Here is a 12464-nt window from a genome sequence, read left to right as displayed (position 1 = left end):
GGTGTTTTATAAAGGAGGGGCATTATGGCAACAAATCCGATTGTTGTTAGATCATTAGATGAAATCACCTTTTGGTCTAGGATTATGAAAGAACATGCGTTATTTTTAAGCCTTGGATTCACCTATGAACAAAAACAATTAATTGAAGAAGCACAACAATTTATCTCGTTATTTGAGAGGATAGAAGAAAAGTTATCTAGATTTACTGTAAATTCGGATTTACAACAAGTTCAGGCTTTTAATTCCGAGGTCTATCAAGCAGCTGTTGCTATATGGAGTTACAAAAGGAGGATATTGGAATTAACTTTACGCTGCCAAATCCGTACAAACAATTTTCCTTTATTAGTTGACCATATTAGCAGAGAAGCAGCCTATTTTGCTAATCGTTTAAAGGATTTAAATGAAGGGAAATTAGCTCCTGCACCAGATGCAGTGATTCAAGAAAATGTATTTTTTCTAAAAATAATGGCTGATCATGCAAAGTTTATTGGACATCTTTTAGATCCTTCGGAAAGAAAATTAGTTGATCAGGCTAGAGAGTTCAGTCATGACTTTGATCAATTATTGTTTCAGGCAATTGATTTGGATTATATGCGTCCTCAATCGGAAACAAAACCGATTTTAAGTCAATTTTTAAATCAAAATAAAGTATCCGTTGCTTCCTTAAGAGATTTTAAGAAGACAGCAAGAGAGTTAATCGAACAGTGTCGTATAAAAAGTAATATTCATCCGCTGTTAGCAGACCATACTTTCAGAGAAGCAGAAAGGTTTTTGGAAATTATAGATTTATTTGAAGCGAATTTGAAAAGGGCATAAAACAGTCTTATTGAACTCATTAACGTAGTCATTTAATGCAAAACGGCTTTTTTGTTCGATAATGATTTCAGTAGGACTAAGTAGTCCATTTTAAGATTTGATATGAAAAAAGGCCTTTGTTAAAGGTCTTTTTTTCGTTGGTTACAGAATGATGAATCATAAACTTTTATGATTTAACAAACAAAAGCATTGAAGCGTTAATTTGTGTCATTGCGAGAATATTCTTGAATGTTATAATCGCTTAAAAGAAAGGAGTAGCAGGTGTGAATCATCTTTGTTAGGAAATTGTTTTATATGGTCTTATTTATTTGTTTTTTGGTAGGAGGAGTATTGAGTGAGTAAAAATCATCAAAGTGAGAAGCTTCAACGTGGTTTGGATAACCGACATATCCAATTAATTGCACTTGGAGGTGCAATTGGAGTTGGCCTGTTTTATGGTTCAAGCGCTACTATTCAGATGGCTGGTCCATCCATTTTATTCTCTTATTTAGTTGGAGGATTAGTTATTTTTACAATTATGAGAGCACTAGGGGAGATGGCTGTTGATGAACCGGTGTCAGGTTCCTTTAGTACATATGCAAACCGATATTTAGGGGCGTTTGCAGGCTATTTTACCTGGATGGACCTATTGGTTTATGTGGGTTGTTGTTGGAATGGCTGAAATAACAGTAGTTGGTGTTTATGTGAATTTCTGGTTTCCAGATATTCCACAATGGCTGACAGCCTTGGCTGTTCTTATTGTCATTACAATGATCAATCTTGCTAATGTAAAAGCATTTGGTGAGTTTGAATTCTGGTTTGCGCTGATAAAAGTGGTTGCCATTATTGGAATGATTCTCCTTGGAATAGGAATTATCTTTTTTGGAATCGGAAACAGTGGTCAGCCAATCGGCTTTGACAATCTTTGGAGTCATGGAGGATTTATGCCAAATGGAATCAAAGGCATGTTATTGTCATTGGTTCTTGTGATGTTTTCATTCGGTGGGGTAGAGTTGATTGGAATTACGGCAGGGGAGGCAAAAATCCCCAAAAATCAATACCATCAGCCATTAACAATGTAGTCTGGAGGATATTAATTTTTTATATTGGTGCATTAGGGATAATGATGACCTTATATCCTTGGAATGAGGTAGGGACAAATGGCAGCCCGTTTGTATTAATTTTTGATAAAGTAGGTATACCTGGTGCGGCACATATCATTAACTTTGTTGTCATAACAGCGGCTCTTTCTGCTTTTAATAGTGGTTTATTCAGTTCGGGGAGAATGCTTTACAATTTATCTCTGCAAAATAACGGTCCGAAATATTTTGGGAAGCTTAACAAGAATGGCAATCCAAGACGTGGTATCCTGTTCTCATCCTTATTATTAGTTGTAGCAGTCGTTTTGAATTACATCGTTCCCGAAAAAGTGTTTCTGTATATTTCTTCCGTTGCCACGGTTGCGGTTATTACGAGTTGGACGATCATCCTGATTACACAATTAAAATTCAGACAATCAAAAACTAATAATGAAATTGAAAAATTAGCATTTAAAATGCCGTTATACCCATTTTCAACCTATTTAGCATTGGCGTTTTTAGCACTAGTCATTGTCTTAATGTCATTTATTCCAGAAATGCGAATTGCGTTAATTGTTGCACCTATCTGGTTTATGCTGCTTTATATGGGTTATAAAATGAAAAAAAAGGATTCGACAGAGAATTCGATTGAAGACGTGGGATAATGTTTTAGGCTGCGTTTAGTATAAATAATTGAACGTATCAAGGGGACGGTTTGGATTACACTTCTACCATAGGAGACTAGACCCGTCCCTTTTATAATTTATTTGTTTGAAAAACTCTTTGCTATAACTTTTAATAATATTTTTGGTTGCATCAATATCGTAATAGGTTTTACTAGGTTCATAACCTTTATGAAGGCGTTTAGTACTGTTTCATCTTTAGCTGATAAAAGAAAGATATTTTTGGCGTACCATTGCTGAAGTCTGAGACCCAATGGTTTTTTCCCAGAAATACTGTGATATCGAAAATCCTCAGTAACCACCATATTCCAGATTGGAGAAATGATCTTCGAAACATTTTTATGGAAAATTGAAATCGTCTTTTGGAGAGGATTATTACTTTCACGTAATAACTTCTGCAAGGTAAGAGCTTCCAGCACAGCCAGGCTCATACCTTGGCCAAAGACTGGATCGATTCTACATACTGTATCCCCAATCAATAATAAACCATCAGGCAATTCCTTCAGCTTGTCAAATCGTTTCCACAAAATAAAAGGTACGCGGTAGATAGAGGGTTTGGATAAAGGAGTCCCATCCTTGATTTCATGATAGATATCTAGTTTGGGTAGTCTTCTTGTTAATGCTAAAAAGCCATTATCATTCTCTAAAACTTCTTTTTCGTAAATTTCGTGTTGGTACCCCATTATGGTTACAATATATCGTTCACCTTCCACCTTCGAAATCGTTCCGCCGATTTTTTCATGGGGTGGCGTTGGATAGAGTAATTTAATCTTCCAATCTCGAGACACATTGTCAGGGAGATGAAAAAGTTGACTTACATAACTTAAACCTATTTCCACTTTATGATGAGGAATCGTAATTCCTAACTCCTTTAACCAACCAGTGCTAAAACTACCTGCACCACTAGCATCCACGATTAAATCTGCTGTAAAGTTTTTTGTTGTATTCGTAGTTTCTTTTACTTGTACACCAGTGATACGATTTTGCTCTTTATTATATAAATAATTGCCCACACTTTGATTATAGAAAATCGATACATTCGGAATGGCCTTGATATACTGCTCAATATGCCATTCGAGATGCGGCCGTGTTTGTAAAGTGGTAGAATATCCTCCATCAAACCGAAGCTTCCAAACCCCATGATGAAACCAAGCGAGGTCTTTAGTTGAATTTATTTTCAGCGCACCACTTTGGTGAAACTTTCCAGTTATACCAGGGAATAACTCCTCGAGCCCATTTTCTCCGGCATGGAGGAGAGCATGCAAATGTTCCCCTTGCCGCGCGCCTTTTCTCGGAAAGGGTCCATCAGGTTCTGGATCTCGTTCTAATATAACAATCTCCATAAAAAAGTCCGACATTACTCTTGCCGCCAATTTCCCGGAAATTCCCCCACCGATAATAATTGCTTTTCCATGACGTTCCATCTATACACCTGCCATTTTTTTAAATAAACATAGCATAATCAAGTTTTTGTTACCATTTATTTGAATTCATTTCTTTCTTTTGATTTTCTCTTTTTTTGTGATTTTTTTGGACATTGGCAATAATGACCAAACATAAAATGGAGCAAAGGGGGAGATGAGTTGCAGCGTAGACACTACATAGATGGGCTTGACGGTCTTCGTACATTAGCGGTGGCGGTAGTAATGATTTATCATCTTCATTACGGATGGGCACCTGGTGGATTACTAGGTGTGGGGATTTTTTTTGTCTTATCGGGTTATTTGATTACAGGAATCCTACTGCGTCAATGGAACGAGAATCATCAATTGGATTTTAAGGGTTTTTGGATACGAAGAGCTAAGCGTCTCTTGCCAGCACTTTTTACGGTCCTCATTGCTGTTAGTGTATGGTCTTATTTTTTTAATCAAGACCAGCTTCCGCTTATTCGGAAGGATAGTTTGGCTGCAGTATTTTATGTTAGTAATTGGTGGTATATTTTTCATGATGTTTCATATTTTCAGAGTTTTAGTCAAAGGTCACCGTTTGAACATCTGTGGTCTTTAGCGGTAGAAGAACAATTTTATATATTTTTTCCATTGTTACTGTGGGTTGGCTTGCGTTGGATGTCGAATTCCAAATGGCTTCTAGGGCTATCATTAGGATTGGCAGTCGTCTCGGCTAGCTTGATGGCGTGGCTATTTGAACCAGGCATTGATCCGAGTCGAGTCTACTTTGGCACGGATACAAGGTCATTTGCGTTATTGATTGGCTGTGCACTGGCGATATTGCATCAGAGTCATGCGTTAAAGGAGCCTATTTCGAAAACGAAAAGATGGTTAATGGATGCGTTAGGTATGGTTTGTCTTATTATTTTATTGGGATTTATATTCGGTGTGAGTGAATACAACGTATTTTTGTTTCGTGGTGGATTGGTCCTGCTCTCGATCATTAGCGCGATTCTTATAGCAGTCATTGTACAACCAACAAGTATGCTGGGGTCATTTTTTGCATGGAAACCGCTTAAGTGGTTAGGTGAACGATCATATGGAATTTATCTTTGGCATTTTCCTGTTATCATATTAAGCAATCCAATCAGTAATGTAGCTGGAATTCAATGGCTGCGCATCATTTTACAGATTTTTATAACAATCGTCTTAGCAACTGTGTCGTATCGCTGGATTGAAAATCCGATCCGTTATGGTACCATTTCCCGACCTGGTGATTGTGAAAAGCTCCGTTGCGATCTTAGTTGGAATTCTTTTTTTGGCTCTGCCTATTCGTCACGATGGAGCCGATATGAAGGCTGCTCCTTCGATAGCGAAGGAAAGTGAGAGTGCTAAACCTAAAGCAAAAACGCTTGAAGCACCAGCACCTTCCGCTACAGCGCAAGCACAACCGACACCCGAAGCGTCATCGGACACAAATGCTACAGAAGTCAAAGTTACGGCAATTGGCGATTCCATCATGCTAGATATTGAACCCTATTTAAAACAGTTAATCCCAGGAATAGTTGTGGATGGAAAAGTAGGAAGGCAATTGATTCATACGATTCCGGATATCATCAATTTACAGTCGAAAGGGAGCCTTGGGAATGTCATTATCATTCACCTTGGGACCAATGGCCCTTTTACTTTGGATCAATTGCAAGCCCTCTACCAATCACTTGGAAATCCAAAACAAGTCATATTTGTGAATACACGGGTACCAAGAGCATGGGAGTCAGAAGTTAATACTATTCTAGCTAAATTTGTGTTAACTGAACCGCAAACAACGCTTGTAGACTGGTATACAAAAAGTGCTAACCAACCAGGTTATTTTGCTCCTGATGGAGTACACTTAACACGGGATGGTGCTACTGTGCTCGCAGGTTTGATAAATGAGGCTATTGAAAAATAAAGAAGGTGGATCGATAAATGGAGATGGTTCAGACGTCTCCATTTTTCAAAAAAATAGTGGATCATTTTTTGAAACGTGCATATATCCATTTTGGTGAGCATATTCACAACTAAACATGCATAATTTTTAAAAGTTGAATCATATATTTCCAAAGTTGTATCATATATTTTTGGACGTAAATCATATCCTCTATCAATCGTGCATATCAGGCATTTTGCGTGCATAAAACAAATGAAATATACTAGTTTTCCTGTAAAAATTGATTTCTTTTCGAAAATAAACAAGATTTCACAATGAAACTCTACAATTTTTACCCGAAAGGAACCAATATTGAACGAAATTAGTTCTGCTTTTCCAAAAAACAATGATCCTGGAACATATACAAAAAAGACAAGACGAATTCCTGTGCGAATTCGTCTTACAAAACCGAACTACTATTCAAATTTAGCATTTAGGTACGCACATCTGCTACTAGTACCTTTTAAGAATGAAAATATAATTAACCCTTTTGCCTCGTAAGGAAATCCCTATCACTTGCAGTTGGAGGCTGCTCTAACCATCCATTTTTTATCATGATGTTTGCTCCGTCTTCTGCAAATTTCATAAGTTCAACTGTTAATCGAACGTAATGAAGACCTAAATCTCTCCTTGAATTAACGCTCAATGCATATCCATAATACCCTATCGATAATTGGGTTGATAATTGAATTTGGTAGAGCATATATTTATCCGAAAAGGGCGGAGTTGTAGAGTTTGTTATCATCGATTGCCAAGAAATGGGTGAATTTAATTTCTCTTCATTAAAAAGTGATTCAAATATTCTTAAATGTTTATTGCTAATTTCTAATCCTCTTTTAATATGTTGACGAACCTCCTCTGATTGGGTCACTTGGGAAAATCCAATCTTTATGGCAGCATGTAAATGCATTTTCGTCATGTTGAAAAAAATATCTCCTATTTCCATTACATTCATCGGTCGTCGTTTTCCAAACCATCCAGTTAAAAAACTTTGATGTTGAACAAAATCAATCGTATCCGGTGGTGAAATAACAGGAGGCCGTACAAAAAGTCCTTTCCTAAGCATAGCATCAATGGTTTGATCAAACAGCATCATCGTCTCTGTTACGCAAGTGATATAAAACTTCCGTATGTCCGATCGAATCGCCGAACTAACAGATAGTGAATATCCAGTTAACCCTTGTACCGTCATGATATACATATAATTTAAGTAGAAAGGATCTTGAAAAAGACGGGGTGCGATAGCATGTACGTCTTCTTTTTCTTTAAACCCATGAGGAATAGGGTAGTTTTCTTTCACCAAGAATTCGGTAGTTTCTTGAATATGCTTTCTTGATAATCCAAGGGCAGTTTGGTAAAGTGATTTGATTTCTTGATCTTCGATATGCTCGAGTGCATAAAGAAAAAAACAAATGGACATTGAATCAAATATGTATTGAGTCCAAATGCTCGTAATTTCTGGAGCCGTTAATCGAATCGAGTTATTCGTTTCCAAGATTGATCCTCCAATATATACGAAATGACTTATGTAGGCTTATTTTTTTCGAAGTGATTAATAAATATGTAAAAAAATTCAAACCTTTTACATAAAAAGGTTTTTTTCATTTATTTAATTATTGTATTTCTTCCCCAATTGAATTTGAAACAATCTTTCAACGTCTAAAAAAACCTCATTAAGAAATAATAATTTAGGAACAAATGTAAACCAAATTCGATCGATAGGAGGGGATGATATTTTGGAGCAATTAGAGGGGAAATCAGAATCTAAACAACCATATTGGGAAAATATTTTCGAGCAAATAAATAATATTATGACCAACCAAACTGCTACAGAAAATAAAATGATGTCAGCATCCACCACACTTAACATGCCTTTTCACATGATAAATTCTGATAGTATTTCTCATACAAAAGCAACATTTATGGCTTTTGTGGATGTAATGATTCCTGGAACCTTAGGGGCATTAGATTTACGATTAGATGAATATATTGATTGGACATTAAATCATTATGTATCAATCCAAGGGGAATGGGGTGTGAAAATTGCCCAGTTATCTTCTCAAACAGCGAGAATACTTGATATAACAGCTTATCAGCTAGTCGTTTCTGGAAAAATGAAAGGAACCCTTGATTTTTCAACGTATCCAGAAGGGGGCCCATTTGCAGCTCTTTCCTTTGACGACCGGTTAGAGGCAATAGCATTATTAGAAAATCTACAAGTTGATTTAGAAATCCTTCCTTCTCCTTTTCGAAACAATGCAGGATTAATAAAAAATGTTGTAGCGGCTTTGCATCAAATGGTTACGTTTGGTTATTATTCTGAATGGTTTTCACTAGGATCAACTCGATTAGCTAACCCTGAGAATCACCATTTTGAAAGACAATCATTAATATGGAAGAGCCTGGATTATCCCGGTCCATCATTAGGTTATAAGGCAGTTCGAGGGTTTTTATTCGATCAATTTTCAGAAGAGGAGAAAAAGAAATGAATACAGATGCCGACGTGATCATAATTGGTTCTGGTGGAGGTGGGGCGGTTATAGCCAAAGAGTTAGGAGAACTAGGAATCAAGGTCATCATCCTTGAAGCCGGTCCTTGGTATGGGAATAAAAAATGGGACAAGCCTAACCAAGACCGTGGAGCAGTCAGTAGTTCCAATGAGGAAGATTTGGATATTAATCTTTTACGGCAACAATATACCAAACATGAACATACGATGAATTCCCCTGAATTTGGTCGTTTCAGGTGGGGACCTGCGGATCGACGACGTCCAGCATGGTATCGGAATGTCCCGAAAAATGGACTTGTTTGGCAGTCCACCGGGGTTGGAGGGACAACACAAGTTTATTGGGGAAATTCACCTAGAGCTTTTTCAATGGCAGTAGATGAGGTCTGGCCCATTTCTTATCGAGAGTTAATTCCGTATTATGAAAAGGTGGAAGCTACATTGCCCGTTCGCCCTGCCCCCACGACAGCAAAGGAGGAATTGTTTTATTTCGGTGCAAAAAAAGCTGGTTGGTCAATGCTGAATACGTTAAATCCAACTTCGCCTGGATACCGTCCTCAACCTAATGCCATCTTGCCACCAAATGTGCGGTTAATGAATCCCGAGACTAGTTTAGAGGAAGTATCAAAATTAGAGGGGTGTACGCTATGCGGCCATTGTGTAAATGGTTGTCCTCATGGACCTTCTGTTGAAAAGATAGCGAAACGCCCAACCAATGTCAGCTACATTCCACTTGCCTTAAGAACCAAAAATGTTGAAGTTCGCCCTAATACATATACTACAAAGATTTTGACGGAAAAAGATCCGAAGGAGGGACTTCGTGCAACTGGAGTTCAGTACAGAGATACATGGACAGGAGAGTCCAGGTGAATTGTACGCAAAAATAGTTGTAATGGCAGCAGGGTGTATCGAAAGTCCAAGATTGTGGCTAAATTCAAATCTCCCGCATAATTCGTGGGTTGGAAGAGGATTAACGAACCATTATTGGGATTGGGTTACGGGTGTATTTGATGAAAAGGATCTAATGGCCATATTAGGCCAACCAAACGTGAATCCATTTGTTGGACCTACATCAGGAGGACGGTTTGATTATCCAGGTTTAGGATGTATCCAACCAGCTGGAGTCAGCCCAGGCTTATTTTCGTCTTTAACCTTTGGGTTCAGCGAAAATGGATATCATTTTGGACAGAATCCATTACCCTCAGACCCTTGGAATCTACAAGGACGAGTAGTAGGAGACGAATTAAAAGAATGGATGTCAAATTATAAAAATACGTTAAGCTTAATGATCTTTACTGATGATCAGCCTAATAAAAAGAATGGTGTCACCATTGATCCTTTAGTAAAAGATGAACACGGACCGATCCCGGTAGTAAGGTATATCGCTAGTAACGAAGATAAACAGAAGCGAACCACGCTAGTAAAAATGGCAGCCGAAATGTTACAAAAAGCTGGTGCAAAGAAGATCATACGCACCGATTGGCCAGCTCATTTATTTGGGCATATTGAATCTACAATGCGAATGGGTTTTGTTGTAGATCTTAATTGTGAAGCGTATCAAGTAAAACGGCTTTTTATAGCAGACAATAGCGTTCATTTTAATGGTATTGGTGGGCCAAATCCTACGTTGACCACACAAGCGTTAGCTACAAGAACGGCTGAAAAATTATCAAATATATATTTTGGTTGAAACAGGTTTACATAATATAACACATGTTTAAGTTACTAATCGAATAAGTAAACACTGGGGTTTGAACTCCTGAGTTGGGGTTTTACTGACCAAAACTGGCTTGAGAGCAGTAAAAGTGGTTAGAAGCGGGCTTTTATTGACCAAAATGGAGCTTGAAACCTGCCAAAGTGGTTAATGAAGTACCCTTACTGTACGGAATAAGTAACAACCAATACATACTTTTTGGGAAATCAGGAAAAAGTAACCTAACTGATTTGTTAAGGAGAGAGATAGCATGCCGTCTATTGTCTCAATTGGCGAGGCTGTGCCGAAAAACGTTATTGGGCAACAACAGGCAATGGAATTTGCCAAGAGGCTATTTTCAGCTTCTTTTAAGGATATTGACCGATTATTATCCGCATTTAAAAATAGTCAAATTGAAAAACGGCATCTTGTTAAACCATTGGAATGGTATACTCAAGAACACACATTTTCCGAGAAAAATGAAACCTATATTGACGCTGCCATTTCATTAGGCATTGAGGCAATCGAAAATTGTTTGACGAGCTCAACATTTCTAAAGCAAGCTGTTCCGCATGAAGATATAGATGCCATTTTTTTTATTTCAAGTACAGGTTTGGCAACACCGAGTATTGAAGCGAGGCTCATGAATATATTGCCATTTTCGCCCCATACAAAAAGAATTCCAATCTGGGGGTTAGGCTGTGCAGGCGGTGCATCGGGTTTATCAAGAGCTTTTGAGTTTTGCCAGGCATTTCCAGAAATCAAGAGTCATTGTCCTTTCGGTAGAATTGTGCAGCCTAACCTTTCAGATAAATGATCGTTCAAAAAGTAATTTCATTGGAACGTCTTTATTTGCTGACGGAGCAGCGTGTGCATTAGTTTGCGGAGATAAGACGAATGCAGGGGCTTTTACGGTAATGAATGGGTCACCAGCCATTATCGCAACCCGGTCCACCTTGATGCCCCAATCGCTTGATGTAATGGGATGGGAAGTTAGGAACGGCGGTTTATTTGTCATATTTACAAAAGATATTCCAACAATTGTAGAAAAATGGTTCAAGCCAAATGTCACGGAATTCCTACATAATATAGGATGGGAGTGGGAAAGAATTAATCATTTTATTGTCCATCCCGGAGGAAAAAAAGTATTGAAAGCATATGTGAAAGCAATAGGAATAAACGAATCAATGATTGATGCATCCAGTGATGTATTAAGGAATTATGGAAATATGTCTTCTACCACGGTCTTCTTTGTTTTTAAAAGAATAATGGAAACGGCTGAAAAAGGGGATGTCGGATTTGCAGCAGCATTGGGACCAGGATTCAGTTCGGAAATGCTATTAATCAGGTGGGAATAAAGATGATGTTTTTTTATGGATTTCTTTCTCTTGTAACCCTCCAGCGTTTGGTGGAATTAACAATTGCCAAGCGAAATGAAAAATGGTTGAAGGAGCAGGGAGGGGTAGAATTTGGTCAAACCCATTACTATTTTATTGTGTTGATGCATATGATGTTTTTTGTATTCTTAATTTATGAGGTTATTTATTTTAATAGGGGAATATCCCAAATTTGGCCGATCTTGCTGACTTTCTTCCTTATAACACAGGCAGGAAGAATTTGGGCTATGACTTCTCTGGGAAGGCATTGGAATACAAAAATTATCGTTCTTCCAAAAGCAAGTCCCATCAAGAAGGGGCCATACCGCTATTTAAAGCATCCAAATTATGTGGTAGTCAGTCTTGAGCTATTGGTTATCCCATTGCTGTTCAATGCCTATTTTACGGCCCTTCTTTTTGCTTTGCTAAATATTGGAATCTTATCAAAAAGAATACCGGCAGAAGAGCGGGCATTAGCCCGATTGACCGAATACGATTCTGTTTTCGTTCAAAAGGCTCCTAAAAATGTTAAATAAATGTAAAAATATAAGAAGTTGATTGAAAACCTATTTGGATGCAATTCTAGGGGAAAATGAGGTTCATACCGGGGAATATTAAATGAACAAAAAGCGGTTGGCAAATAATGGGGGCGACCCCGTTATTTGCTTAGTGGTACAATTACAGCTGAATTTGCCAAAGCCACTGGATTACCTGAAGAGACTTTTTTTCCTTGATATTTCATTAGTCCGTTCTAACATGATCCTGTTTCTTACAAGTATGGGGATAGGTTTAAAGAAAAAGAGAAGGAAAACCACAGGTAAGTGGCTGCATCTGTGTAGTTTCATTTCATGCAAAATGGGGACGGTTCCACCGTCTCCATTTATGCTTTAAAGATAAGCCTATTTCCCCTAAAAGAAGAAAGAAGGCAGCGGCCATTTTCCGTATAGGCTCGGCAGCTAATCTCAATATCCCGAT

Annotated in this window: 7 protein-coding genes and 3 pseudogenes; 8 read left to right on the top strand and 2 right to left on the bottom strand. The window is 37.9% G+C overall.

Annotated features, from left to right (window positions below; all coding sequences use genetic code 11):
• Window positions 1-24: 24 nt before the first annotated feature.
• On the top strand, window positions 25-816 hold the full coding sequence (locus RGF10_RS14950) for a DUF2935 domain-containing protein (protein ID WP_318503314.1): 792 nt from the start codon (window positions 25-27) through the stop codon (window positions 814-816).
• A gap of 334 nt (window positions 817-1150) precedes the next feature.
• A pseudogene (locus tag RGF10_RS14945) lies at window positions 1151-2539 on the top strand (amino acid permease).
• A gap of 98 nt (window positions 2540-2637) precedes the next feature.
• On the opposite strand, the gene RGF10_RS14940 reads toward RGF10_RS14945, so the two are convergent.
• Window positions 2638-3981 (bottom strand): NAD(P)/FAD-dependent oxidoreductase, encoded by a 1344-nt coding sequence (locus tag RGF10_RS14940; RefSeq protein ID WP_318503313.1) that lies wholly within the window; start codon window positions 3979-3981, stop codon window positions 2638-2640.
• Between the two features lie 159 nt (window positions 3982-4140).
• Between RGF10_RS14940 and RGF10_RS14935 the strand changes: the two genes are divergently transcribed.
• Together RGF10_RS14935 and RGF10_RS14930 are read left to right on the top strand one after the other, a co-directional pair.
• Window positions 4141-5331, top strand: a complete 1191-nt coding sequence (locus RGF10_RS14935) for an acyltransferase family protein (protein WP_318503312.1) — start codon at window positions 4141-4143, stop codon at window positions 5329-5331.
• Window positions 5297-5896, top strand: coding sequence for an SGNH/GDSL hydrolase family protein (locus tag RGF10_RS14930; RefSeq protein WP_318503311.1), 600 nt, complete (start codon window positions 5297-5299; stop codon window positions 5894-5896). Before RGF10_RS14935 ends, RGF10_RS14930 begins: the two co-directional genes overlap by 35 nt.
• Window positions 5897-6395: 499 nt before the next feature.
• On the opposite strand, the gene RGF10_RS14925 is transcribed toward RGF10_RS14930, so the two are convergent.
• Window positions 6396-7409 (bottom strand): DUF3231 family protein, encoded by a 1014-nt coding sequence (locus RGF10_RS14925; RefSeq protein ID WP_318503310.1) that lies wholly within the window; start codon window positions 7407-7409, stop codon window positions 6396-6398.
• A gap of 241 nt (window positions 7410-7650) precedes the next feature.
• Between RGF10_RS14925 and RGF10_RS14920 the strand changes: the two genes are divergently transcribed.
• From RGF10_RS14920 to RGF10_RS14905, 4 genes and pseudogenes are all read left to right on the top strand, one after another.
• A complete protein-coding gene (locus RGF10_RS14920; protein ID WP_318503308.1) occupies window positions 7651-8403 on the top strand; it encodes a hypothetical protein in 753 nt (250 codons plus the stop codon).
• Window positions 8400-10110 (top strand): annotated as a pseudogene (locus tag RGF10_RS14915) (GMC family oxidoreductase N-terminal domain-containing protein). Before RGF10_RS14920 ends, RGF10_RS14915 begins: the two are co-directional and overlap by 4 nt.
• Before the next feature lie 274 nt (window positions 10111-10384).
• Window positions 10385-11471: pseudogene (locus tag RGF10_RS14910) on the top strand (type III polyketide synthase).
• 5 nt (window positions 11472-11476) lie between these two features.
• Window positions 11477-12025 carry an isoprenylcysteine carboxyl methyltransferase family protein gene (locus RGF10_RS14905; protein ID WP_412176737.1) on the top strand — a complete coding sequence of 183 codons (549 nt, stop codon included), beginning with the start codon at window positions 11477-11479 and terminating at the stop codon, window positions 12023-12025.
• The last annotated feature ends 439 nt before the right edge of the window (window positions 12026-12464 follow it).

This window comes from Bacillus sp. T3 (assembly GCF_033449965.1).
GTDB lineage: Bacteria > Bacillota > Bacilli > Bacillales > Cytobacillaceae > Bacillus_BU.
The sequence above is the reverse complement of the archived record's forward strand: the minus strand, read 5'-3'. Positions and strand labels throughout refer to the sequence as shown.